Below are 25,472 nucleotides of genomic sequence, written 5' to 3'. Positions count from 1 at the left end.
CGTATCCGACTTCCGCGAGGACCCCGTATGCCTTCCGCCGTGCGCTTCGGCGTCAACTACACTCCGAGCCAGGGGTGGTTCCACCACTGGCTCGACTTCGACCTCGACGCCGTACGCGCCGACCTGGACTCCGTCCGCGCGCTCGGCCTGGACCACATCCGGGTCTTCCCGCTGTGGCCCTACTTCCAGCCCGACCGGGCGCTGATCCGCCCGCGCGCCGTGGAGCAGCTGGTGCAGCTGGTCGACGCCGCCGCCGAACGCGGGCTCGACGTGAGCGTGGACGGTCTGCAAGGGCACCTGTCGAGCTTCGACTTCCTGCCCGCGTGGACCCGCACCTGGCACCGGCGCAACCTCTTCACCGACCCCGAGGTGCTCGACGGCCAGGCCGCCTACCTGCGCACCCTCGCCGCCGCCCTCGCCGGCCGGCCGGGCTTTCTCGGCATGACCCTCGGCAACGAGGTCAACCAGTTCTCCGCCGGCCCCCACCCCGACCCCGACCGGGCCACCTCCGGCCAGATCGACGCCTGGCTGGAGCGGATGCTCGCCGCCTGCGCGCAGGGCGCCCCCGGCAAGCTGCACCTGCACGCCGGGTACGACGCCACCTGGTACCAGGACGACATGCCCTTCACCCCGGCCCAGGCGGCCCGGCGCGGCGCGCTCACTGCCGTACACTCCTGGGTCTTCAACGGCACCGCCCAGCGCCACGGCCGGGCCTCGGTGGCCACCGAGCACCACGCCGCGTACCTGATCGAGCTGAGCAAGGCCTGGGCCCAGGACCCGCATCGCCCGGTCTGGCTCCAGGAGGTCGGCGCCCCGGCCCCGCTCGTCCCGGCCGGGCACGCCGCCGCCTTCGCCGAGGCCACCGTCGCGAACGCGCTGGACTGCCCCGATCTGTGGGGCATCACCTGGTGGTGCTCCCACGACGTCTCCCGCGACCTCGCCGACTTCCCCGAACTCGAGTACGGCCTCGGCCTGTTGACCAACGACCGGCGCCCCAAGGACCTCGCCCGCGCCCTGTCCCGCGCGGCCCGTGACCACAGCTACGCGCCGGCCCCGCGCACCACCGCCCTGACCGTCCCGGCCGACCCGGCCGCCCGCTCCCGCTGCGCCCCCGGCGGCGACGTCTTCGAGGCGTTCTTCCGGCTCACCGCCGACGGCGCCCGCCCCACCGCCGTCCTCGACACCCTCGCGGGCGACCCGGACCACCTGGCCGCCCGCGCCGTCACCGAAGTCGTCACGCCCGATCAGGTACTCCGCACCCCCCGAGGAGGCACCCGTCCGTGAACCCCACCCGACGCGCCGTCCTGCTCGCCGGCGCCGCCGCCGCGTTCCTGCCCGCGGGCGCCGCCGGCGCGGTCCCGAAGCCGACGGCCGCGCTCCAGCCGTACGCCTCCTACTGGTACCCGGACTCCCTGCCCTCGGGCAGCCCCGGCCCCGGCATCACCTGGCGCAGTCTCAAGTCCTGGCGCGCCGCCACCGACACCGATCTGCCCTTCAACGCCGCCTCCGTCCCGCTCGCGGCCCGTTTCACGCCGGCCCCCGCGAACTCCACCGCCCGCGCCGGGCAGGCCCGCGTCCAGGCCCTGGTCTCCTTCGGGCCCACCTCCTCCAACCCCTCCCAGGGCTCGGCCACCGCCGACTCCTACGCCCTCACCCACTGGGCGTACCTGGACGAGCTGGTGTTCTGGGGCGGCTCGTCCGGGGAGGGCCTGATCCTCGCCCCGAACGCCCCGGTCGTGGACGCGGCGCACCGGCACGGCGTGCCCGTCCTCGGCACCGTCTTCCTGCCGCCCGCCGCCTACGGCGGACAGCTCCGGTGGACCCGCGACCTGGTGCAGCAGGACGCCTCCGGCCGCTACCCGCTCGCCGCACAGCTCGTCGCGGTGGCGGCGGCGTACGGCTTCGACGGCTGGTTCGTCAACGCCGAGACCGGCGGCGACAGCGGCCTCGGCACCGCCATGCTCGGCTTCGTCACGGAGCTGAAGCGGCTCGCCTCGGCCGCGGGGCAGCGGATCACCTGGTACGACGCGATGACCGTGAACGGCTCGGTGAGCTGGCAGGGCGCGCTGAACGGGCGGAACCAGGCCCTCTTCCGGGCCGCCGACGACATGTTCCTCGACTTCCGCTGGACCGCGTCCTCGCTCGCCGCCTCCGGAGAGAAGGCCGGTCAACTGGGCCGTGACCGCTACGAGTTGTGGGCCGGTGTCGATGTCGAGTCGGACGGCTGGGACACCCCGGTGGACTGGGACGCAATCGTGCCCGCCGGCCGCCCGCATGTCACCTCACTCGGCCTGTACCGGCCCGAATGGACCCGCGGCCACCTGCCCGCCGGTCACACCCCGGAGGACTTCCACACCGCCGACGACCGGTTCTGGACCGGCCGCTCCCTCGACCCGTCCCGGCCCGACCCCGCCGACGGCTGGCGGGCCCCCGCCGTGTCCGTCGCCGACCGCTCGACCGTCACCGCGCTGCCGTTCGCGAGCGTCTTCAACACGGGGCACGGACTGCGCTGGTACGAGGACGGCGAGATCGCCTCCGACACGCCCTGGACCCACCTCGGCCTCCAGGACAGGCTGCCCTCCCGGCGCTGGGTGGTGCGCGGCGACGGCCGACGGCCCGTCGTCGCCTTCGACTTCGCGGACGCCTGGCGGGGCGGCAGCAGCGTCCTCGTGGACGGCGCGCTCGACGATCCCGCCGTACTGGACCTGTACGCGACCCGGCTGCCGCTCTCCCCCGGCACCGTGGTCGAGCTGACCCATCGCACGGACGCCGGGGCCGTCCGCGTCGAGCTGGGCGTGGCGACCGCCGAGCCGGACAGGGCCGGGGCGGCGCCGCCGTACACCTTCCTGCCGGTGCCGGTCGCGGCCGGCGGCGGCTGGCGCACCTCGGCCGTCCGGCTCACCGGGCTGTCCGGGACCGTGCACGCGCTCGGTGTCCGGCTGACCGCCACCGGCGGCGGTCCGGTGCGCTGGCGGCTCGGCGGTCTCGCCGTCCACGCCGGCACCGGCACCCCGGCCGCCCCCGCCGGCCCGCGGGTCACCGCCGCGTCCGGCGGCGATCTGCGGCTCGCCTGGCACCACCCGGCGCCCGGCACGGTACGCCACTACACCCTGCACCGCGTACTGCCCGACGGCACCCGCCGCTTCCTGGGCGCGACCGGCCAGCGGGCGTACTTCACCGGCGGCCAGACGCCCGCACCGGGCGAGCGCGCCGGACGGTTCGAGGTGCGGGCGGTTGGGGAGTTGTACACCTCGTCCGCACCGTCGATCGTCACCCATCCGTGGTGACCGCCCGCCGATCCACCCGCTGACGTACGACCTACGGAGCATCCCGCATGCATGACGACCGCAGTCTGATCGAGGCGCGCCTCAAGCGTGTCCTGGACGAGCGCATCCGCCCCGCCGTGTACCCCGAGTCCGTCCCCCTCCAGGTCGCGGTGTGGCACGCGCCCGGCGAGCCGGTGCCGGTCGCCGAGGGGCTGGCCGCCGAGCCGGAGCCGATCCGGGTGGGCGCCCGGTGGGGTGCTCCGTGGGGCACCAGCTGGTTCCGGGTGACCGGCACCGTGCCGCAGGAGTGGACCGGGCGGACCGTGGAGGCGCTGCTCGACCTCGGGTTCGACGAGAACATGCCCGGCTTCCAGTGCGAGGGCCTGGTCTACCGGCCCGACGGCACCCCGGTGAAGGGGCTGAACCCGCGCAACCAGTGGGTGCGGATCGGCGCGCCCGTCGCGGGCGGCGAGGAGGTGCGGCTGCACATCGAGGCCGCCTCCAACCCGGTCATCCTCGACTACCACCCCTTCCTGCCGACCCGGCTCGGCGACCGGGAGACCGCGGGCGACGAGCCGCAGTACACCCTGGCCCGCATGGATCTCGCGGTGTTCGACACGACCGTGTGGCAGCTGGTGATCGACCTGGAGGTGCTCGGCGAGCTGATGGCCGAGCTGCCGGTGGACTCCCCGCGCCGGTACGAGATCCTGCGCGCCGTGGACCGGGCGCTGGACGCCGTGGACCTCCAGGACGTGGGCGGCACCGCCGGCCGTGCCCGCGCGCAGCTCAGCGGGGTGCTGTCCGCGCCGGCCGTGCCCTCCGCGCACCGGATCAGCGCCGTCGGGCACGCGCACATCGACTCCGCCTGGCTGTGGCCGCTGCGCGAGACCGTGCGCAAGGTGGCCCGGACCACCTCCAACATGACCGCCCTCCTGGAGGACGAACCGGAGTTCGTGTTCGCCATGTCGCAGGCACAGCAGTGGGCGTGGGTGAAGGAGCACCGGCCCGAGGTGTGGGCGCGGGTGAAGAAGGCGGTGGCGGACGGGCGGTTCGTGCCGGCCGGCGGGATGTGGGTGGAGTCGGACACCAACATGCCCGGCTCGGAGGCGATGGCCCGGCAGTTCGTGCACGGAAAGCGGTTCTTCCTGGACGAGTTCGGCATCGAGAACGACGAGGCGTGGCTGCCGGACACCTTCGGCTTCGCCGCCGGGCTGCCGCAGATCATCAAGGCGGCGGGCTCCTCCCGGCTGCTGACGCAGAAGATCTCCTGGTCGCGGACGAACACGTTCCCGCACCACACCTTCCTGTGGGAGGGCATCGACGGCACCCGCGTCTTCACGCACTTCCCGCCCGTCGACACCTACAACTGCTCCATGAAGGGCGGCGAGATCGCGCACGCGGCCCGCAACTTCAAGGACAAGGGCGTCGCCCGGCACTCGCTCGCCCCGACCGGCTGGGGCGACGGAGGCGGCGGCACCACCCGCGAGATGGTCGCCAAGGCCGCCCGGCTGCGTGATCTGGAGGGCTCGGCGCGGGTGGTGTGGGAGACCCCGCGGGCCTTCTTCGACAAGGCCGAGGCCGAGTACCCCGAACCCCCGGTCTGGGTCGGCGAGTTGTACCTGGAACTGCACCGCGCCACCCTCACCAGCCAGGCGGGGACCAAGCAGGGCAACCGGCGCAGCGAACACCTGCTGCGCGAGGCCGAGTTGTGGGCGGCGACGGCGGCCGTGCGGACCGGGTTCGACTACCCGTACGAGGAGTTGGACCGGATCTGGAAGACGGTGCTGCTGCACCAGTTCCACGACATCCTGCCCGGCTCGTCCATCGCCTGGGTGCACCGGGAGGCACGGGCGACCTACGCGCGGGTCGCCGGGGAGCTGAACGGGATCATCGAGGCCGCGCAGCGGGCGCTGGCGGGCGAGGGCGGCACGCCGCTGGTCTTCAACGCGGCCCCGCACGCCCGCGGCGGCGTCCCGGCCGGTGCCGCCGCCACCCCCGTCGCCTCCGTCACCGAAGGCTGCACCCGGCTGATGCCCCGCGAGGGCGGCGGGCACGTCCTGGACAACGGCCTGCTGCGCGTCGGGATCGACGGCCGGGGCCTCGTCGTCTCGGCGTACGACATCGAGGCCGACCGGGAGACGATCGCACCCGGCGCCGCCGCGAACCTCCTCCAACTGCACCCGGACTTCCCGAACATGTGGGACGCCTGGGACGTGGACGAGTTCTACCGCAACACGGTCACCGACCTCACCGGCGCCGAGTCGGTCACGCCCGGCGAGGACGGCGCGTCGGTGCGGATCGTCCGGTCCTTCGGGTCCTCCCGCGTGACCCAGGTGCTGTCGCTGGCGGCGGGTGAGCGGCGGCTGCTGCTGGACACGGAGGTCGACTGGCACGAGACGGAGAAGTTCCTCAAGCTCGCCTTCGCGCTGGACGTGCACGCCGAACGGTACGCGTCCGAGACCCAGTTCGGGCACGTCCACCGGCCCACGCACACCAACACCTCGTGGGAGGCCGCCAGGTTCGAGGCGTGCAACCACCGCTTCGTCCACCTGGCGGAGCCGGGCTGGGGTGTGGCGGTCGTCAACGACTCGACGTACGGCCACGATGTGACCCGGACCGTCCGCGCCGACGGCGACCGCGGCACCACCACCACTGTCCGGGTGTCGCTGCTGCGCGCGCCCCGCTTCCCCGACCCGGAGACGGACCAGGGCGTGCACCGCTTCCGGCACGCGCTGGTGCCGGGCGCGGACATCGCCGACGCGGTGCGCGAGGGCTGGCGGATCAACGTGCCCGAGCGGCGTACGACCGGCGCCGGTGCGGTCGCGCCGCTGGTGTCGGTGGACGCGGACGCGGTGGTCGTGACCGCGGTCAAGCTGGCCGACGACGGCAGCGGCGATGTGGTGGTGCGCTTCCACGAAGCGCACGGCGGCCGGGTCCGGGCCACGCTGACCGCCGGGTTCGAGGTCGCCGGAGCCACGGTGACCGACCTGCTGGAGCGCCCGCTGCCCGACGCGGCGCCGCCGCGGCGGGACGGTGACCGGATCGCGGTGCACCTGCGCCCGTTCGAGCTGATGACGCTGCGGCTGCGGCGGCCCTGAGTTCCCTGCCGCTTCCCGGAGTTGGGCCGCGAGCCTGGCGCCGCGACGGTGGCGGTGCCAGGCTCGCGCCGGTCGCATGCGGGGCGCCCCCGCGTCGGCGGAGGGCCTACGGGGCCATCTCGTACGATCCGGACAGCGCCTCGACCCGCTGCCAGACCCGGTCGGTGCGGGCCTGGTCCGGGACCGGCCGGCGGATCGCGGCGAGGGCCCACGCGCGCTGCGCCTCGGTCGCCGAGTCCTTGCCGTGCAGTTCGACGGCCTGTGCGGAGAAGTCCCGGACGAGGACGGCGAAGAGTTCGTCGAGCACGTCCGTGTCGAGCCCGGTCAGGGCGGCCTGCTCCAGGACGAGCTGACCGTGCACGACGAGGGCGAAGAGGTGGCCGACCGCGAGGACGAGGTCGAGGTCACGGCTCTGCTCGGCGTCGGGAGCGGCGGTGGCGACGAACGCGCAGAGGGCGTCGGCCTGTTCGCGCAGACGGCTCACGTTGGGCAGGTGCGCGTACGCGTCGAAGGCGGGCCGCCAGTCGTGGAAGCGGACCGCGCCGAGGCCGCGGGCCGGTCCCTGCCGGAACAGGAAGTCGTCGTCCGCGGCGTCGTGGCGGGTCGGCACGGCGGGGTACTCGGCGGGGTCGAGGAGGTGGTTGCGCAGGAACTTCAGGATCAGCGCCAGGTTGACGTGGACGGTGCCCTCCAGCTTCGGCAGGCTCCGGATCTCCACGGCCGCCTGGGCGAAGTAGTTGTCCTTCTCGAAGCCCTTGGCGGCGATGACGTCCCACATCAGGTCGATGACCTTCTCGCCCTCCGTGGTCACCTTCATCTTCGTCATCGGGTTGAAGAGGAGGTAGCGGCGGTCGTCGGGGCCCGCGCAGCGGAAGTAGTCGACCGCGCGGTCGCTGAACGCCTTCATGCCGACGAGGCGGACGTACGCGTCGGTCAACTCGCGCCGTACGTGCGGGAAGGCGGTGACGGGGCGGCCGTACAGGACGCGGTTGTGGGCGTGGGTGACGGCCTCGTACATCGCGTGCTCGCAGATGCCGATCGAGGCGGTGCACAGGTTGAACTTGCCGACGTTGACGGTGTTCAGGGCGGCGTCGAAGGCGGCGCGGCCCGTGTGCAGGACGTCCTCGGCCGCGACCGGGTAGTCCTCCAGGCGGAACTCGCTGACGAACTTCGAGGAGTCGACGACGTTCTTGACCAGGTGGTAGGCGGGGTGGCGGCTGTCGGCGGCGAAGAAGACGTAGCCGTCGGGGCCTTCGACGTCGGTGCGGCGGCCGAAGACGGAGACGAGCCCCGCGGCGTTGCCGTTGCCGATGTAGTACTTGGAGCCGGTGGCCCGGAAGCCGCCGTCGCCGTCGGGTTCGAGCAGCATGTCGGTGGAGTAGATGTCGGCGCCGTGGGCCTTCTCGGACAGTCCGAACGCGAACACCTCGCCCTGGTCGAGGAGTTCGGCGGCGCGGGCGCGGGCGGCGGCGTTGTCGCTCTGCCAGACCGGGCCGAGGCCGAGGATGGTGACCTGCCAGGCGTACCAGTAGTCCAGGCCGTAGAAGCCGAGGATCTCGTTGAGCGCCGCGATGCGGGCGGTGTCCCACCGCTTGTCCGGCTCGTCCGCGCCCGCGGCGGAGGACGGGGTGAGGAAGGTGGCGAACAGGTTCTCCTTCGCCGCGAAGGCGAGGAAGTCGCCGAGCCAGGCGCGGCTGCGGTAGTCCTCGATCAGCCGCCGCTTCCCGCGCTCCTCGAACCAGTCGACGGTGGCGCGCAGCAGGCGGCGCGTCTCGGGGTCGAAGTGCGCGGGGTCGTAGGTGTGCGGGTTGAACAGCAGCTGGTCAGCCATGGGTGAGGGCGCCTTTCGGCTGGGGGCGGGTGGGAATCGGGGGGCCTGAGGGCTGGATGGGCGAGGCCGGTCGGGCAGGGGCGGGGATCAGCTGGACGGACCGAACCGGGCCAGCGTGGCGAGCACGTCGTCCAGCCAGCCGATCATCATCCGCTCGTACGCGATGCCGCCGCGCAGTACGGCGTGCTGGAGCTCGCGCTCCGCGTCGGGCGGTGCCTGCGGCCCGGCCGGGCCGGGCTCGGGTGCCGGGAAGTCGCGTGCCTCGCCCGCGAGATAGTGCGCCAGCCGGTCCCGGTGGGCCTGGCGGTGCCGCCGCACCTCGCGGATCAGGGCGGCCGGGTCGTCGAAGGCGGCGCCCCGGATCTTGACGGCCAGGTCGTGCCGGACGCTCTCCGGCTCGATCGGGTCGTGCAGCCAGGAGGAGAGCGCGGCGCGGCCGAGGTCGGCGACGCGGTACTCCTTCTTGTCCGGCCGGCCCTGCTGCGGGACGTCCCGCGCCTCGACCCAGCCGTCGTTCTCCATGCGCTTGAGCACGCGGTAGATCTGCTGGTGGGTCGCGGTCCAGAAGTAGCCGATGGAACGCTCGAAACGCCGGGCCAGCTCATAGCCGGAGCCCGGCTTCTCCAGGAGCGACACGAGGATCGCGTGTTCGAGCGCCATGCCGTCGATCCTGCTATGCAACTCGTTGCATAGCAAGTCCCGCCCGGCCCGATGCGACGCGGGTCACTCTCCGGCCGCCGGGGACACGCCTCGCAGGTGGGGGTACCAGGGGGCTCGTACGGCGCCGGCGCTCCGGGTTTCCCCGCGGGCGCCGGCGCCTGTGGCGGACGCGGTCAGGAGGTGAGGTATGCCTCCACCTCGCTGAACTGGCCGGCCGGCCAGCCCGTGTTGGCGCTGACGGACAGGCGCAGGTAGCGCAGGTTCGTGCCGGCCGGCAGGGACACCGTGGCGGTGTTGCCGGTGGCCGGGTCGAAGCGGTAGCCCTGGGCGCCGGACACGGTGGAGTAGGCCGAGCCGTCGGTGCTGCCGAGCACGGTGATGGTCTGGGTGCGGGCGCCCCACGCCGAGGACGGCGGGAGCTTCAGCACCAGCCGGCGTACCGCGTACGACGAGCCGAGGTCGACCGTCAGGGATTGCGGGAAGGCGTTGTTGGTGGACTCCCAGTACGAGTTGGCGTCGCCGTCGACCGCCTTGCCGGGCGTGTAGACGTCCTGGGAGCCGGTCGCGGTGGCCGGGCGGCCCTTGGCGAGGTTGCGGTCGGGGTCGGGCGCCGGGTTGCCCTGGCCGGGCTGGGGCCAGCTGGAGCAGTCCGACCAGGTGCTGGACCAGCCGGAGTTGCCGCCGCCGTCGGTGAGGGCGAAGGTGCCGGAGTTCGCCGGGTAGGGGCAGTTGTACACCCCGGCCGCGCCGACGCCGGTGGCGGTGACGTTCTTGAACGTGGCCGCTCCCTGCGCCTCCGCCTGGACCACGACCGTGCCGGTGTCCTGCACCGTCGCGCCGGTCACGTTGACGTTGCGCACCGGGTAGCCCTGCCCGCCGCCGGAGACGAACTCGAAGGCGCTGTACGGGCTGTCGGTGATCGTGGTATCGGTGATGTTCACGGTGGCGTTGATGGCGCTGTCGTACGAGTCGACGCGCAGCGCGCCCATCGGGTGGTTCCAGTTGGGGTTGAGCGCGCCGGTGCGCACCAGCGTGTTGCCGTCGACCGTGATGGTGCCGGCCAGCGGTGAGAACGGGTCCATGAACTTCTGGTTGGAGATGGCGATGCCGCTGCCGAGGGCGTTGGTGTCGGAGACCAGGTTGCCGCGCACGGTGATGTCGGTGCCGCCGTAGATCGCGATGCCGTTGGCGAGGTTGGGCTGGGAGATGGTGTTGTTCTCGAAGCTGGAGTCGGTGTCCGGGGAGTACAGCGACCACATGGCGAGGGAGTCGTCGCCCTGGTTGCGCAGGAAGTTGTTGCTGACCCGGACTCCCTTGGCGGTGCCGTTGAGGTTGATGCCGTCGGCGGTGGTGTCGAGGATGCGGTTGTTCTCCACGACCAGGTTGTCGTTGCTGCCGGTCAGCCACAGGCCGCACTTGAGGTGCTGGATCCACATGCCGGAGACGGACGAGTTCGGTCCGAGGGAGCCGTTGACGAAGTTGTCCGGGCTGGAGTCGACGCGTTCGGTGACCTCGCCGATCACCGCGAAGTCCTTGATGTGGACGTTGCCGGCGGAGCTGGACTGGTCGATGAACCGGGAGGTGTGCACGACGGAGTACCAGCTGCCCGCGCCTTGCAGGGTGACGTTCTGTACGCCGTTGAGGGAGGAGGTGAGCTTGTAGTCGCCCGGCGGTATCCACACCGTGCCGCCCTGGGCGGCGGCGATGGCGTCGCGGAAGGCCTGGGTGGAGTCGCCGTTGCCGCTGGGGTCGGCGCCCTTGGAGACGACGGACACCGAACCGGACGGCTGGGTGGCGGCCCCGGCGACCTGCTCGAAGTCGGCTACGTCCACGGTGACTTGGGTGTTGGTCGCCACGAACGCGACCTTGTCGCCGGCCTGGAGGTTCTGCCCGAGCAGCAGCCGGGAGTTGTCGAAGAAGTGGTGCGTCTTGCTGCCGGTGATCCAGCCGGTGTCGACGTAGGAGTACTTGGACGTCACCGGGAGGGTCTTGGCCAGCTTGGTACCGTTGACGTACACGTCGAGCGAGCCGGACTGGCCGTCCGGGACGCTGTAGGAGACGTTCACCGCGTTGGCCGCGCGCGGCACGGTGAACTCCACCCGCTGGCCCGAGGTCAGCTGGACGGCCTGCCGGCCGGACGCCTCCGAGGCGAGAGTGCCCTGGGTGTAGTCCGGGCCGATCTTCGTGCCGGTGGTGGCGGCCGACTCGGCCTCGACCGAGGTGAAGGGCAGGGTGGCCCCCGCGGCCGTGGCCGCGTGCGCGGCGGGGGCCAGCGTGACGAGCATGCCGGCGGCGAGGGCGACGACGGCCCCGATCGCCGGCATGCGCCTGGCATGTCGGACGGTGCTGGTGTGCATGAGCTGTTCCCTTCCTGGTGGGGGTGCGCGGGACAGCGGTGCGCCGCGGCTCAGGCGCGCAGCCAGGCCGCGGTGTCCTGCGGCAGCCGGCCGGCCTCGTCCAGGGGGCCGCTGCTGAGCAGGAGTTCGGAGTGCGCGGGGAGGTCGGCGGGGGTGGCCGAGAAGTTCACCACGCAGATCACACGGCTCGCGCCGCTCGGACCGTTCGGGCCGCTCGGATCACTCAAGTCGCTCGGGCCGCTCGCGTCACTCGCGTCGCTCGCGCGGGAGAAGGCGAGGACGCCGTCGGGGGTGGGCAGCCAGGTGAGGGGGCCGGTGCCGAAGCGGGGGCGCAGGGCGATGGCCCTGCGGTAGAGGGTGAGCATGGAGCCGGGGTCGTACTCCTGGCGGTCGGCGGCGTACGACGGCCAGTCGGCCGGCTGCGGCAGCCACGGTTCGCCCCGTGAGCCGAAGCCCGCGTACGGCAGGTCCGCGGCCCACGGCAGCGGCACCCGGCAGCCGTCGCGGCCGGGGTCGGTGCCGCCCGAGCGGTGGTACATCGGGTCCTGGATGCGGTCGGGCGGGATCTCGGCCTCCGGCAGCCCCAGTTCCTCCCCCTGGTAGAGGTACACCGAGCCGGGCAGCGCGAGGGAGAGCAGGGCGGCCGCCCGCGCCCTGCGGGTGCCGAGCGCCAGATCGGTCGGGGTGCCGAAGGCCTTGGTGGCGAAGTCGAACGCGGTGTCCGCGCGGCCGTAGCGGGTGACCGTGCGGGTGACGTCGTGGTTGCACAGCACCCAGGTGGCGGGGGCGCCGACCGGGGCGTGTTCGGCGAGGGTGGTGTCGATGGCGGCGCGCAGCCGTCCGGGGTGCCAGGGGCAGGACAGGAAGGCGAAGTTGAAGGCGGTGTGGAGTTCGTCGGGGCGCAGATAGCGGGCGAAGCGTTCGGCGTCGGGGAGCCAGACCTCGCCGACGAAGACCCCGCCGTAGGCGTCGGCGACGGCGCGCCAGGAGCGGTAGATGTCGTGGAGTTCGTCGCGGTCGACGAACGGGTGCGGCTGCGGGCGCGTGGCGAGGTCCGGGAGGTCCGGGTCCTTGGCGAGCAGGGCCGCGGAGTCGATGCGGACACCGGCGACGCCCCTCTCGAACCAGAACCGCAGGACGTCCTCGTGTTCCCGGCGGACGGCCGGGTGGGCCCAGTTGAGGTCGGGCTGCTCCGGAGTGAACAGGTGCAGGTACCAGTCGCCGTCGGGCAGCCGGGTCCACACCGGTTCGGTGGTGCCGGCGAACTGGGACGGCCAGTCGTTGGGCGGGAGTTCACCGCCTGCGCCGCGACCGGGCCGGAAGTGGAACAAGTCCCGCTCGGGGCCTCCGGGGCCGGCGGCGAGGGCGGCCCGGAACCACGGGTGCCGGTCGGAGACGTGGTTGGGGACGATGTCGATGATGGTGCGGATGCCGAGTGAGCGGGCCTCGGCGATGAGCTTCTCCGCCTCGGCGAGGGTGCCGAACGCCGGGTCGATGGCGCGGTAGTCGGCGACGTCGTAGCCGCCGTCCTTCATCGGTGACCGGTACCAGGGGTTGAACCACAGCGCGTCGACGCCGAGTTCGGCCAGGTAGGGCAGCCGGGAGCGGACGCCCGCGAGGTCGCCGGTGCCGTCGCCGTCGCCGTCGGCGAAGCTGCGGACGTAGACCTGGTAGATGACGGCGGAGCGCCACCACTCGTGGTCGCTGAAGGCAGGGGTGGGCTGTCCCACGGGGCTGTGCCTTTCTGTAGACGGGCGGTCGGCTCGGGTGCGGTCCGCGTCAGCCCTTGGTGCTGCCCGCGCTGATCCCGGCGATGATGTGCCGCTGGAAGACGAGGAACAGCGCCACCATCGGGATGCCGGCGATCACCATCGCGGCGAGCAGCACGGTGAGCTGGATGTTCTGCGACAGCTGGACCAGGGCCACGCTGATCGGCTGCTTGTCGGTGTCGGAGAAGACCATCAGCGGCCACAGGAAGTCCTGCCAGACGGCGACCAGCGCGAAGATGGACACGACGCCGAGGACCGGCCGGGACATGGGCAGGACGACGGACCACAGGGTGCGCAGCTTGCCCGCGCCGTCGACCTCGGCGGCCTCCAGCACATCGCGGGGCAGCTGGTCGAAGAACCGCTTGAGCAGATAGAGGTTGAAGGCGTTGGCGACGGCCGGGAGCCAGATGGCGAGGGGGTCGTTGAGCAGGCTGGTGTGCAGCAGCGGCAGGTCGGCGACGGTGAGGTACTTGGGTACGACGAGTGCCTGGGCCGGCACCATGAGGGTGGCGAGGATGCCGCCGAGGATCACCTTGCCGAAGGCGGGCCGCAGTTTTGACAGGGCGTAGGCGGCGGCCGTGCAGAACACCAGCTGGAAGGCCCAGGCGCCGGCCGCCTGGACGACGGTGTTCCACAGGTGCTGCGGGAGTTGCATCAGGTCCCAGGCGTCGGTGTAGGCGCCGGTGTGCCAGTGCTCGGGCACGAGGGTCGGCGGGGTCCGGGCCACCTCGTCGGGGGACTTCATCGCGCCGGTGACCATCCAGTAGACCGGGAAGAGGAAGGCGAGCGCGAAGAGGACGACGACGGCGGTGAACACCGTCCAGTAGATCGCCCGGCCGCGGGGGCGGGCGAGGGTGGCCGGGGAGATCAGGGTGCGGGTGGCGGTCATGCGGTGTCCCCCTCCTCGCGGGTGAGCCGCAGGTAGAGGGCGGAGAAGGCGCCGAGCAGCAGCAGGAGCATGACGCTGAGGGCGCAGGCGCCGCCGAAGTCGTTGTAGAGGAAGGCGTATTTGTAGATGAGGTAGAGGACGGTGACGGTGGCGCTCTCCGGTCCGCCGCCGGTGATGACGAACGGTTCCGTGAACACCTGCATGGTGGCGATGATCTGAAGGAGCATCAGCATCAGGATCACGAATCGGGTCCCCGGTATCGTGATGTGCCGGATGCGCTGGAGGAGGCTCGCGCCGTCGAGTTCGGCGGCCTCGTACAGCTCGCCGGGGATGGACTGGAGGGCGGCCAGGTAGATGAGGACGGTGCCGCCGAGGTTGGCCCAGGTCGCCACGATCACCAGGGAGACGAGCGCCGTGTGGGTGCCGTTGGACCAGGTGGAGGTGGGCAGGTGGAGGAAGCGCAGCGCCTCGTTGGCGAGGCCGGCTCCGGGGTCGTAGAACCACTTCCACAGCAGGGCGCTGACCACCGGCGGGATCATCACCGGCAGGTAGACCACGACCCTGAAGAAGGCTTTGGCGTGCCGCAGTTCGTTGAGGACGAGGGCGAGCAGGAAGGGCACGGCGAAGCCGATGAGCAGGGCGAGCAGGGTGAAGGTGAAGGTATTGCGCCAGGCGGCGGCGAATTCCGGGTCGTGCCAGACGCGGGTGAAGTTGGCGGTGCCGACCCACTGGGGCGGGGAGCCGGGGGTGTACTTCTGGAAGGCGATCACGACGGCGCGGATCGCCGGGTACCAGGAGAACAGGACGAAGCAGAGCAGGCCGCCGAGGAGGAAGGCGTAGGCACGGAGCTGGTCGGTCAGGCGGCGCCGGCCCCGGTTCCCTGCCGGGGCCGGTGCCGGGACCGTGGGGACGGCGGCCGCCGCCGGCCGCCGCTCGGCCGTCTTGGTCATGGCGGTCAGCTCCGGGCCAGGATGCTGTCGATCTTGCCGGAGGCGTCCTTGAGGAGCCCGTCGATGTCGGCGTCCTTCTGGGTGAGGACGGCGGAGACGGCGGCGTCGAGGACGGAGTAGATCTGCTGCGCGTCCGGCGGCTCGATCTTCATCCGGAGTTTGGCGTTGCCGTCGAGGAAGCTCTGGTAGTTCTCCACGGGGACGTTGGCGTTGGCCCTCTTGATCTTCTGGTCCTCGGCGTCGGCGGCGCCGGTGAACAGGCGCGGTTCGGGCAGGCCGACGGGGGCGTTGTTGCGCTTGGCGCGGGCGTAGTCGCCGAGGAAGCCCTTGCCGGGGGTGAGGTACATGTACTCCAGCCACTTGAGGCCGGCGCGGATCTGGGCGGGCGAGTCGTGCTTGCTGAACATGTAGCCGTCGCCGCCGATCAGGGTGGCCTGGCCGCCGGGCATGGGGCCGATGGCGATGTCGTCGTAGCTGGCGCCCTTCTCCTTGACGAGGATCGGGATGTTGTCGGGGGCGGCGAGGTACATGCCGAGCTTGCCGGCGCCCATCATCTGCTGCACGTCGTTGATGACGAGGAGCTGCTTGCTGCCCATGGAGTCGTCGTTCCAGCGCATGTCGTGCAGGTTCTGCAGGACGGCGCGGCCCTCGGGGGTGTCGACGGTGGCCTTCTTGCCGTCGGCGCTGACGACGTCGCCGCCCTGGGAGTACAGCTCGGCGGTGAAGTGCCAGCCGCCCTGGTTCTGGGCGCTGTAGTCGGCGTACCCGACGGTGCCGTTGCCGAGGGCGGCGATCTTCCTGGCGTCGGCGCGGACCTCCGCCCAGGTGGTGGGGGGTTTGTCGGGGTCGAGGCCGGCCTTGCGGAACAGGGCGCGGTTGTAGATCAGGCCCATGCTGTATCCGGTGCGCGGTATGCCGTAGACCTTGCCGTTCACCGTGTAGATGTCCCGCAGCTGCTTCTGGAGGGTGCCGTAACTCTTCATCTCCTTGAGGTACGGCGTGAGGTCGGCGGCCTGGTTGATGTCCACGACGTGCCGGGCGTCGGTGAAGTACGTGTAGAACACGTCTTCCATCTGGCCGCCGGCGAGCTTGGCGTCGAAGGTCTTGGGGTCCTCGCAGGGGAAGGCGTCGTGGGTGACGACGTCGATGTCCGGGTTCTGCTTCTCGAAGGAGGCGACGTCCGCGTCGAAGAACTTCCGGTCGGTTCTGGAACTCTTCGGTGGTTCGCAGTTGACGGTGATGCGTGTCCTGCCGTTCGCCGCGCCGTCGCCGCCCGAACCGCAGGCGGCGGCGGCGAGGGCGAGGGAGGAGCAGACGCCGATCGCGACGAAGGTGCGGCGGAACCCGGTGCTTGTCATTCGTTGAACCCCTCGGTGGCACTCATGGCGGGAGCTGCGGGCGCCGCACACTCAAGCACCGCCGACAAGGGTCCGCAAGATGTCGCGCGAGTTCTGTAATTATTTGACAGTGCACCGGGATTCGGCGGGGTCTCAGTCGTGCGGTGCCTGTCCGGTCGATCCGCGCACCACCAGCTCGGGCTCGAACAGAAGCTCCTCGACGGGTACGGCGGTGCCGCCGATCTGCGCGTTCAGCAGCTCCACGGCCGCGCGCCCCATGGCCTCGATGGGCTGGCGGACGGTGGTGAGCGGGGGTTCGGTGCAGTTCATGAACGCCGAGTCGTCGTAGCCGACGACGGAGATCCGGCCCGGTACGTCGTGGCCCTTGCGGCGGGCGGCCCGGATCGCGCCGAGGGCGAGGGGGTCGCTGGCGCAGATGATGCCGGTGACGCCCCGGTCGATCAGCCGGGAGGCGGCGGCGTGGCCGCCCTCGATGGAGAACATGGCCCGCGCGACGCGCTCCTCCGGCAGGCCGCCGGTCAGGGCGTGCGCGGCGGCCAGTTTGCGGGCGGAGGGCATGTGGTCGCCGGGGCCGAGGACCAGTCCGATGCGCTCGTGGCCGAGCGAGGCGAGGTGCCGCCAGGCCTGCTGGACGGCGACCGCGTCGTCACAGGACACGGCCGGGAAGCCGAGGTGTTCGATGGCCGCGTTGACCAGGACGACGGGGATGTTGCGGTCGGCGAGCAGCCGGTAGTGGTCGTGCGGGGCGTCGGCCTGGGCGTAGAGGCCGCCGGCGAAGACGACGCCGGACACCTGCTGCTGGAGCAGCAGTTCGACGTAGTCCGCCTCGGAGACGCCGCCCTTGGTCTGGGTACACAGCACCGGGGTGAGGCCGAGTTGGGCGAGCGCGCCGCCGATGACCTCGGCGAACGCCGGGAAGATAGGGTTCTGCAGCTCCGGCAGGACCAGGCCGACGAGCCGGGCGCGTTCACCGCGCAGCTGGGTGGGGCGCTCGTAGCCGAGGACGTCGAGAGCCGTCAGCACCGCCTGCCGGGTGGCCTCGGAGACTCCCGGCCGGCCGTTGAGCACCCGGCTGACGGTGGCCTCGCTGACTCCGACCTTCTTCGCCACTTCCGCAAGTCGTCGCGTCATGCGCGCAAGAATAGCGCGGAATATGTAAGTGGCTTGCGTGGAGTGGTGGAGGTCGAAGGCAGCGGTTCCGCCGCGCGGACGTGAGAGAGAGGGGGCTGTCAGTGCCCGGCGTCAGCGTGCTTGCCGGGGTCATGTCCCAGGTCCTCCGTCAGGGGCAGGCACTCGGCGAGCAGGTCGAGGATGTCGCGCCAGGCTCGCCGCGCGTGCCGCGGGTGGTAGCCGACGCCGGGGCGCACGGTGTGGTCGACCGTCGGGTGGTGGAAGGCGTGCAGGGCTCCGCCGTAGACCACGAGGCGCCAGTCGACACCGGCGGCCTGCATCTCGGCGGTGAACGCGTCCCGTTGCGCGGGCGACATGATCGGGTCTTCCGACCCGACCCCGGCCCACACGGGGCAGCGGATGCGCGCCGCCTCGCCCGGCCGGCCCGTGATCAGCCCGTTGACCGTCCCGATCGCGCGCAGGTCGGCGCCGGCGCGCCCGAGTTCCAGCCCGACGGCGCCCCCGGTGCCGTAGCCGACGGCGGCGATCCGGTCGGGGTCGGACCGTGGTTCGGCGCGCAACACGTCGAGCGCCGCATGGCCGATGTCCCGCATCCGGTCGGGATCAGCGAGCAGCGGCAGGCAACGGGCCAGCATCTCCTCGGGGTCGCCCAGATAGCGCCCGCCATGGAGGTCGAAGGCCAGCACTACGTATCCCAGTTCGGCGAGCGCGTCGGCCCGGCGGCGCTCGACATCGCTGAGCCCCACCCCCTCCGGTCCGAGCAGCACCGCGGGCCGACGGTCGGCACCGGCCGGGAGCGCGAGGTGCCCGATCATCGTCAGACCGTCGGCCGGGTACTCGACCGTGCGCGTCGCAATCGTCGTCATGAGACCGGACTGTAGTGATCGTCGAGCCCCGTCCGGCTGGTGTTCCGCCGCCGGCAGAACAGCGCGGGGTGCCCGTCCTGTGGTGTGCCGGTGACGCGGCCGGGAGGGTTCGCACCCGCCCTGGCTACGCCTGCCGGTCCTCCGTGCCGAGGAAAGCGCGGGTGATGACGTTGAAGGCGCCCGGAGCCGTCAGGGGCAGGAGATGACCGGCGTGCGGGACCACGCACGGGTGGGCTCCCGGAACGACCGCCGCGGTCCGCCGGGCGTCCGGGAGATTGGCGCGGTCCCGCTTTCCGCACAGCACCAGCGTGGGAACGGCGATCCGCGGGAGGACGCGGGAGAGGTCGCACGTCCGCAGCCCTCGGGCGATCTCGGCGATGGACTCGACCGCCGCCGGCAAGCCGAACGGGCCCGGCGTACCGCCGAACCCCGGCAGATCGGGCGCGACGACGTGAAAGTCATCGGACAGCGCTGCCAGCTGACGCCGCCACATCCGACCACCCTGGCCCGCGCCATGCAGCAAGACCAGCGCCCAACGATCCGTTGCGCCGGTCTCCTGAACATGGGTCCTCATGATCACAGGATGACAGTTCCCCGGTCCCCGGTTTCCGCTGTTGCACTGGCAGTTGAGGCTTCCTCGGTTTTGAACGATGATTCAATTCTTGGCGTGGCGGGGTACGGTCGGTGCGGCGGCGCCCACGAGGATGCGGAGGTCCCTGCGGTGAACCTGACGTGGATGCTGGAGGCGTCGGCGCGCGGTTGCGGCGGGAAGCCGGCCCTCGTGTCCGATCTGGGGTCGATGACGTACGCCGAATTGCTCGCGGCGTCGAAGCGGGCCGCCGCCGTACTGCGGGAGCGCGGGGTGCGGCCGGGGGATCGCGTGGGCGTGATGACGTACAACACCCCCGCCTTCGCCGTGGCGGCGTTCGGGATCTGGCGGGCCGGGGCGGCGCTGGTGCCGGTCAACCACAAGCTGACCGCGCGCGAACTGACGTACCTGGTACGGCACTCGAAGCTGCGGGTGGCCGTCGTCGCGGAGGAACTGTCCGGTCGTCTGCGCGAGGGCGCCCCCGAGGTCGATGCGCTGACCACGGAGGACACCGGTGGCGGGGAGTTCGACAGGCTCGTCGCCGGGGCGCCGGAGTGGGACGGGGTGGAGGTCGGGCCCGAGGCCGTCGCGCAGGTGCTGTACACCTCCGGGACGACCGGCGCGCCCAAGGGCTGTCTGCACTCGCACCGCGGGCTGTCCGCCGTGCCCGCGTACACCGCGGCCGCCGCGGGGCTGCGCCGCGAGGACCGGTTCCTGCTGGCCATGCCGATCTGGCACGCCTCGCCCCTGAACAACTGGTTCCTGTCGATGATCCACCTGGGCGGCACCGTCGTGCTGCTGAAGGAGTACCAGCCGCTCGCCTTCCTGGAGGCCGTGCGCAAGCACCGGGTGACGGCCTTCTTCGGCGCCCCCATCGCCTATCTCGCCCCGCTGAAGGCGCTGCCCGCGACGGGAGCCGAGCTGTCCGACTTCGGTCTGTCCGGCGTGCGGCTGTGGGCCTACGGCGGGGCGCCGCTGGGCGCCGAGGCGGTACGGACGCTGGAGGCGGCGTACGGCCGGGGCCGCTTCTGCCAGGTGTACGGCATGAGCGAGATGGGGCCGGTCGGCGCCGTGCTCCGCCCGCGGGAGCACGGCACCAAGGCCGGGTCGATCGGGGCGGGCGGCATGCCGGGCGTGGACATCCGCGTGGTCCGGGACGGCGGCGTGGACGCCGGGCCCGGCGAGATCGGGGAACTGTGGCTGCGGTCGGGGACCCGGATGCTGGGGTATCTCGACGATCCGGAGGCGACGGAGCGCGCCTTCGCGGGCGACTGGTACCGGTCGGGGGATCTCGCGCGGGTGGACGAGGACGGCTACCTGTTCATCGTCGGCCGGGTCAAGGACGTCGTCGTCACCGGCGGGGAGAACGTCTACTCCCCCGAGGTGGAGGAGGCGATCCAGGGGCATCCGGCGATCCGGGACGCGGCCGTCGTGGGGCGGCCGCATCCGGACTGGGGCGAGACCGTCGTCGCCGTGGTGGAGGCCGATACGGCGGTGACGCTGGAGGAGTTGCGCGGGTTCCTCTCCACCAGGCTCGCGAAGTACAAGATCCCGCGGGATCTGGTGGTGGTCCCGGCGCTGCCGCGCACGCCCTCCGGCAAGGTGCAGAAGCACGTGCTGCGCGAGCAGGTGCGCACCGACCCCTGAGGCGCGCCCCGCGCCGGGGGCCGACCGCCGTGGGCCAGGGGCCGACCACCGCGGGCCAGGGGCCCACCGCCGTGGGCCAGGGGCCGACCGCCGAGCCAGGGGCCGACCGGCGGGCGGCCCCGTACCGCTCAGTCCTCCTGCTTGCCCGCGCGCACGATCGTGCCCTGCGCGACGGCGACCAGGTGCTCCTCGCCCTGCTCCGAGACGACGTAGACCGAGCACTGGCACACGGCCTGGCGCCGGGTCGTGGCGGTCGCCTCGGCGCGGGCGAGCACGACGTCGCCCACGGCCGGCCGCACATAGTTGATCTTGTACTCGGCGGTGAGCGCGTCGCCGCCGAGGGCGAGTCCCCCGGCGAAGGTCAGCGCGTTGTCGGCCAGGTAGCTGAGGACTCCGCCGTGGACGAAGCCGTGCTGCTGCTGGATCTCGGGCCGGTTGACGACGCGGATCTCGGCCGAGCCGGGCCCCACGGAGGTGAGTTCGGCGCCCAGGAACATGCTGAACGGCTGCGCCTTGAAGATGCCCTGTGCGAATTCGGTGAGGTCCGTGGTCATGCGTGCCGTCCTGTGGCTCGGGGGGTGGTGGGGGTGGCCGCGTCCGGGACGGTGAGCCGCTCGTCGATGGTCTGCTGGAACATCGCGAGCAGGCCCTCCGCCAGTCCCAGGACGTGGTGGTCGCTGCCTCCGTGCGGCAGATGGCGCTGCACGTCCTCGGCGATGGCGAAGTCCTCCTGGTCGAAGACCGTGTCATTGGTGAACTCGAAGCGCTTGGCCAGCGCGCTCTGCCCGGCGGAACCGGCGAAGTCGCCGTCGCGGTAGAGCATTTCGTGGGTCCATATCGTGCGGTCCGGCGCCAGGGGCCAGAAGGTGTTGATGGACACGTAGTCGGGGTGCAGGATGAAGAAGGTGTTGGGGAAGAGGGTGTAGTACACCGAGGCGTAGTCCAGGATGCGCCACTCCTCCTCGGGTTTCAGGGCGGTCTCGCCGATGTTGGTGCGCGCCGCGGACAGCCGGATGTGCGGGCCGTCCTCGTCGTGCGCGATCACGCCCTTCTTGAAGGCGAAGGCGAGCGTGTCCCGGTGCAGGTACGGGACGTGGTAGCCCTCCAGGTACGTCTTGATCAGCAGCTTCCAGTTGGCCTCCTTGACCACCTTGGTCTTCTTGTAGCGCACGAGCGAGGCCACGTCGAAGTTCACCAGGTCGTCGTGGAACGTGCCGAGGAAGGCGGGGATGTCGAGCGTCTCGCCGGGGGTGCGGCCGACCCAGATCAGGCCGCCGGACTCCGCGGCGGGCAGTTCGACCAGGCCGTAGTCGCAGGTCTTGACGCCGGGGAAGTCATGGGCGCGGGTGATGCCCTTCAGGGTGCCGTCGAGGCCGTAGACCCAGCCGTGGAAGGGGCAGATGAAGTTCTGCACCGTCCCGGACGGCTGGTCGGCGAGGCGGGCCCCGCGGTGGCGGCACTGGTTGTAGAAGGCGCGGACCCGGCCGTCCTCGCCCCTGACGACGACGTAGGGGAACCGGTTCCAGTCGCTGGTGAGGTAGGCGCCGGGCTCGCCGAGCGCGGAGGCGTGGCCCGCGATCAGCGGGTAGCGGGAGAAGGCCGAGGCGATCTCCCGCTCCAGGAGCGCTTCGTCGGTGTACTTGGTGACCGGGATGGTGACGACCTCGTCGAGCATCTTCTCGTCGCGGCGCGTCTCGCGCAGTGCGAGAAGACGCTTGATCATCGCCACTTGTTCGCTGTGCCGCATGGGGCCCCCGTCGCAGTTCAAGCTCTGAATCCTCGTTCACTTCATGGTACGGAGGGTACGGCGGGCCTGGCAATGAAAGTTCCGGAGTACGGGGGGTGGTCAGGAACGTGTGCAGCCGAGGGCGCGCAGGCAGAAGTCCCGGATTTCCACGACCAGTTGCCCGTCCGGCACCTGCGGCTGCTGCGCGACCTCCGGCGAGAGTCTGCCGACCAGCGCCTCGGAGATGGCGCCGATGACGGCGCCGGCCGCGACCGCCGCGTTCTGCCGGGCGAACAGGCCGGCCGCGATGCCGTCCCGGATGACGCCCTCGCACAGCTGCGCGTACTCGCGCCGGTACACCAGCCGTTCGCGCTCCACCACCGGGGAGACGGGTTCGAACAGCAGGGACCACGCCAGCCGCCGTCCGCGCAGGGCGCGCCGGGTGAACGTGTCGGCGAACGCTTCGAGCCGGGCGTCGGGTTGGGCGGGCGCGGCGGCCACCGCCTCGCGTACGGCGGTCAGTTCGCGTCCCGCGGCGCGCCGGAAGACGTGGGCCAGCAGCTCGTCCCTGCTACCGAAGTACGAGTAGAGCGAGCCCGCGCTCACCCCGCACGCCCCGGCCACCGCGGCGACCTTCGCCCCGGCGAAGCCCTCCCGCGCCACCAGTTCGTGCGCGGCACGGACGAAGGCCTCCTCCTTCGTGCGAGCGTGCCGCTTCGTACGTTCCGTACGCCGATACACCATGGCGGAGCTGGGCCTTCCGTGTTGCTGCCGGGGCCCCAGTGAATCAGGAAACGGGGGCGGGGTGCATGGACGTGTGGATCGGCTAGGGCATCGTGCGGATGCCCTTGCTGAAGGTGGCCGTCAGGGCGGCGAGGAGGACCAGGGCAGGGAAGACCAGCATGGCCGGTGCCGGGGGCCAGCGGGACAGCAGGGCGCCGGCCAGGGCGGGGGCGAGGGCGGCGGCCGAGCCGGCGGCGAGCAGGACACCGCTGACCACGCGGCCCTGCAAGTGGTCGGGGGTGACGGCGGCCTGGTGGCCGAAGAGGGCGGCGTTGGCGGTGGGGCCGAGGAAGACGGCGGCGGCCAGCGGTACGGCGGCCGGCACGGTGCCGGAGAGCAGCGTGCTGACGGCCATCAGTGCGGCGGTCGTCCAGCACAGCAGGGTGATCAGGACGGGCAGCCGCAGCCGCCGCTGAAGTGCCGGGGCGGCGAAGGCGCCGAGAAGGCCGCCGAGCGCGAAGACCGTGCCGGCGAGGCCCACCATGACCGGGGCGACACCGGCCCGGCGCAGCGCGAGGGTCATCGCGAAGATCATGCCGGTGAAGGCCATGTTCAGCGGAGCCGCGATCACCAGCAGCGCCCGCAGGAACGGATGCCCCAGCAGGAAGCGCAGGCCCTCCGCGGTGGACGCGCCGACGGGTGCGGCCGGCTCCGCGCGGGGCTGCTGGAGGGGCCGTCCGATGCAGCGGACGGCCGCCAGGGACAGCAGGAAGCTCAGCGCGTTGCCCAGGAAGGGCAGGGACCGGCCGAGCCCGAACAGCAGGCCGCCCAGCGGCGGTCCGGCCAGCGAGGTGCCGTAGGTCCGCGCCTCGTTGCGGGCGACGGCAGAGGCCAGTTGGTCCGGGCGGACCAGGCTGCGCACCGAGGCGTGCTCGGCGGTGCTGAAGACGGCGGTGGCGGCGGCGCCGGCGATCACGACCGCGAGGATCACCGGCAGGCCGGCGGCGCCCTTCAGGACCGCCCAGCCGAGCAGCGCGTACACGGCGAGCCTCAGCAGGTCGCAGGCGATCATCAGGCGGCGCCGGTCGAACCGGTCGGCGAGGACACCGGCCGGCAGCCGGCACACCAGGGTGGTGACGAGCCCGGCGGTACCGACGACCCCGGCCCGTGTCGGGGAACCGGTCTGCTGAAGCACCAGCAGCGGCAGGGCCAGATCGGCCATGGCGCCGCCCAGGTCGGACAGGCACTGGCCGGTCCACAGCAGGTTGAAGTCGCGGTTGCGCCACAGTCCCGGCGGGGCGGGGGCGGCGGTGTCCACGGCCCCGGTCTCCTCCCCCGCGAGCGGCGGCCGGCTCACACCGCCTCCCCGGCACCCGCCGCCGCGGCCGCATCCTCGGCAGCCGGTGAGGGGGAGGGAGAAGGGATGGAGGAGGCGGATGACGGGGAGGGGGAAGGGGAGGAAGAAGCGGAGGCTGGGGACGGGAAAGAGGGGGACGACGACGGGGACGGGGAAGAGGCGGACGAGACGGACGACGGGGACGGGATCTGCGCGGTGGCCTCGGCGGGCGTCCGCTCCGTGGCGTCCGTCTGTTTCACGACGCCCGTGCCGCCGCCGCGGGTCGGTCCCACGCGGTCCGCACCGTCGGCTCCGCCGGCACCGCGCGTCTGCCCCACGCCGCCCGAGCCGCCCGAGCCGTGAATCTGTCCCGCACCGCCAGCACCCCCCGCACCCCGAGTCCCCTCCACGGACCCCGCGACGCCCACGCCGCCCGCACCGCCCGAGCCGCCCGAGCCGCCCGAGCCGTGAATCTGTCCCGCACCGCCAGCACCCCCCGCACCCCGAGTCTTCTCCGTGGAACCCGCGACGCCCGCGTCGTCCGCGCCCCCCGTACCTCCCGCCCCTCCCGCCGCCGTCGGGATGACCAGCATCTTCGTCACCGAGCCGTCGTCGGCGACGACATCGCGCACGTGGCGGAAGCCCAGGCGGCGGCACATGGCGAGGCTGGCGGTGTTCTCGGCGCCGACCATGCCGTACGCCTCGGTGAGGCCGAGGTTGTCGGCGGCGTGCCGGAGCAGGCCGCGGACCGCCTCGCCGCCCAGTCCCCGGCCCCAGTGACCGGGGGCGAGGGCGGTGACGAGTTCGTGGCCCTCGACGTTGCCGGTCGGTTTCACCTCGGCGTGGCCGACGTAGCGGCCCGCCAGCCACAGGCCCCAGACGTCGAACCGCCGCTGGGGGTAGACGTCGGTGAGGATGGCGCGGAACACCTCGCGGATCTGCGGTTCGGGCACGAGGTCCTGGCCCATCCAGCGGCACACCTGCGCGTCGCGCAGCAGCTCGACGAAGACGTCCTCGTGCTCGGGCCGGTAGGGGAGGAACTCCAGGCGTTCGGTGCGCAGGACGGGGGTCATGACGGGCTCCTCGGGAGTGATGCGGTGGGGTGAGGGCCGGGGCGGTGGGGCGCCGGTGCGGCGGCGGACCAGTGCGTGGGGGCGTGGGGGGCCTTGGGTGGGGCGTGGGGGGGGGGGGGGGGGGGGGGGGGGGGGGGGGGGGGGGGGGGGGGGGGGGGGGGGGGGGGAGGGGGGGGGGGGGGAGCCCCGCCTCCCGACCCTGA

19 protein-coding genes are annotated in these 25,472 nt (G+C 72.3%); 4 read left to right on the top strand and 15 right to left on the bottom strand.

The window, feature by feature from the left end; all coding sequences use genetic code 11:
- Positions 1-27: 27 nt before the first annotated feature.
- From AC069R_RS04870 to AC069R_RS04860, 3 genes are read left to right on the top strand one after another with little or no spacing between them, the layout of a single operon-like run.
- Positions 28-1,284 carry a glycoside hydrolase 5 family protein gene (locus AC069R_RS04870; protein WP_478764557.1) on the top strand — a complete coding sequence of 419 codons (1,257 nt, stop codon included), beginning with the start codon at positions 28-30 and terminating at the stop codon, positions 1,282-1,284.
- Positions 1,281-3,287: an endo-beta-N-acetylglucosaminidase gene (locus AC069R_RS04865; RefSeq protein ID WP_478764555.1), complete on the top strand. Its 2,007-nt coding sequence runs from the start codon at positions 1,281-1,283 to the stop codon at positions 3,285-3,287. The genes AC069R_RS04870 and AC069R_RS04865 overlap by 4 nt, the downstream gene beginning before the upstream one ends.
- Before the next feature lie 47 nt (positions 3,288-3,334).
- Entirely contained in the window at positions 3,335-6,364 is a 3,030-nt protein-coding gene (locus AC069R_RS04860) for an alpha-mannosidase (RefSeq protein WP_478764553.1), read from the top strand.
- 106 nt (positions 6,365-6,470) lie between these two features.
- Here the strand turns inward: AC069R_RS04860 and AC069R_RS04855 are convergent, their stop codons facing one another.
- The 10 genes from AC069R_RS04855 to AC069R_RS04810 all read right to left on the bottom strand — a co-directional run bounded on the left by AC069R_RS04855 (position 6,471) and on the right by AC069R_RS04810 (position 18,749).
- Positions 6,471-8,195 carry an acyl-CoA dehydrogenase family protein gene (locus AC069R_RS04855; protein ID WP_478764552.1) on the bottom strand — a complete coding sequence of 575 codons (1,725 nt, stop codon included), beginning with the start codon at positions 8,193-8,195 and terminating at the stop codon, positions 6,471-6,473.
- An 87-nt stretch (positions 8,196-8,282) separates the two neighbouring features.
- Positions 8,283-8,855, bottom strand: a complete 573-nt coding sequence (locus tag AC069R_RS04850) for a PadR family transcriptional regulator (RefSeq protein ID WP_478764550.1) — start codon at positions 8,853-8,855, stop codon at positions 8,283-8,285.
- A gap of 173 nt (positions 8,856-9,028) precedes the next feature.
- Positions 9,029-11,212: a discoidin domain-containing protein gene (locus tag AC069R_RS04845; protein WP_478764549.1), complete on the bottom strand. Its 2,184-nt coding sequence runs from the start codon at positions 11,210-11,212 to the stop codon at positions 9,029-9,031.
- 50 nt (positions 11,213-11,262) lie between these two features.
- Complete coding sequence (locus AC069R_RS04840) at positions 11,263-12,942, bottom strand: glycoside hydrolase family 13 protein (protein WP_478764547.1); 1,680 nt, start codon at positions 12,940-12,942, stop codon at positions 11,263-11,265.
- 49 nt (positions 12,943-12,991) lie between these two features.
- Positions 12,992-13,870, bottom strand: coding sequence for a carbohydrate ABC transporter permease (locus tag AC069R_RS04835; RefSeq protein ID WP_478764545.1), 879 nt, complete (start codon positions 13,868-13,870; stop codon positions 12,992-12,994).
- Complete coding sequence (locus AC069R_RS04830) at positions 13,867-14,820, bottom strand: carbohydrate ABC transporter permease (RefSeq protein ID WP_478764543.1); 954 nt, start codon at positions 14,818-14,820, stop codon at positions 13,867-13,869. Before AC069R_RS04830 ends, AC069R_RS04835 begins: the two co-directional genes overlap by 4 nt.
- Positions 14,821-14,825: 5 nt before the next feature.
- A complete protein-coding gene (locus AC069R_RS04825) occupies positions 14,826-16,178 on the bottom strand; it encodes an ABC transporter substrate-binding protein (protein WP_478764541.1) in 1,353 nt (450 codons plus the stop codon).
- Between the two features lie 132 nt (positions 16,179-16,310).
- Positions 16,311-17,309 carry a LacI family DNA-binding transcriptional regulator gene (locus AC069R_RS04820; RefSeq protein ID WP_478764539.1) on the bottom strand — a complete coding sequence of 333 codons (999 nt, stop codon included), beginning with the start codon at positions 17,307-17,309 and terminating at the stop codon, positions 16,311-16,313.
- A gap of 98 nt (positions 17,310-17,407) precedes the next feature.
- Positions 17,408-18,175 carry a dienelactone hydrolase family protein gene (locus tag AC069R_RS04815; protein WP_478764537.1) on the bottom strand — a complete coding sequence of 256 codons (768 nt, stop codon included), beginning with the start codon at positions 18,173-18,175 and terminating at the stop codon, positions 17,408-17,410.
- Between the two features lie 124 nt (positions 18,176-18,299).
- On the bottom strand, positions 18,300-18,749 hold the full coding sequence (locus AC069R_RS04810; RefSeq protein WP_478764535.1) for an alpha/beta fold hydrolase: 450 nt from the start codon (positions 18,747-18,749) through the stop codon (positions 18,300-18,302).
- Positions 18,750-18,911: 162 nt separating this feature from the next.
- Here AC069R_RS04810 and AC069R_RS04805 point away from each other — a divergent pair, with 162 nt between their 5' ends.
- Positions 18,912-20,411 carry a class I adenylate-forming enzyme family protein gene (locus tag AC069R_RS04805; RefSeq protein ID WP_478764765.1) on the top strand — a complete coding sequence of 500 codons (1,500 nt, stop codon included), beginning with the start codon at positions 18,912-18,914 and terminating at the stop codon, positions 20,409-20,411.
- A 128-nt stretch (positions 20,412-20,539) separates the two neighbouring features.
- Here AC069R_RS04805 and AC069R_RS04800 read toward each other — a convergent pair whose 3' ends face one another.
- From AC069R_RS04800 to AC069R_RS04780, 5 genes are all read right to left on the bottom strand, one after another.
- Entirely contained in the window at positions 20,540-20,965 is a 426-nt protein-coding gene (locus tag AC069R_RS04800; RefSeq protein WP_478764533.1) for a PaaI family thioesterase, read from the bottom strand.
- Positions 20,962-22,134 carry an aromatic ring-hydroxylating oxygenase subunit alpha gene (locus AC069R_RS04795; protein ID WP_478764532.1) on the bottom strand — a complete coding sequence of 391 codons (1,173 nt, stop codon included), beginning with the start codon at positions 22,132-22,134 and terminating at the stop codon, positions 20,962-20,964. The genes AC069R_RS04800 and AC069R_RS04795 overlap by 4 nt, the downstream gene beginning before the upstream one ends.
- 123 nt (positions 22,135-22,257) lie before the next feature.
- Positions 22,258-22,881, bottom strand: coding sequence for a TetR/AcrR family transcriptional regulator (locus AC069R_RS04790; protein ID WP_478764530.1), 624 nt, complete (start codon positions 22,879-22,881; stop codon positions 22,258-22,260).
- A gap of 82 nt (positions 22,882-22,963) precedes the next feature.
- Positions 22,964-24,217, bottom strand: coding sequence for an MFS transporter (locus AC069R_RS04785; protein ID WP_478764528.1), 1,254 nt, complete (start codon positions 24,215-24,217; stop codon positions 22,964-22,966).
- Positions 24,214-25,269, bottom strand: coding sequence for a GNAT family N-acetyltransferase (locus AC069R_RS04780; protein ID WP_478764526.1), 1,056 nt, complete (start codon positions 25,267-25,269; stop codon positions 24,214-24,216). Before AC069R_RS04780 ends, AC069R_RS04785 begins: the two co-directional genes overlap by 4 nt.
- Positions 25,270-25,472 lie beyond the last annotated feature (203 nt).

The organism is Streptomyces sp. NPDC043952, from assembly GCF_056435325.1.
This window is presented reverse-complemented; position numbering and strand designations above follow the sequence as displayed.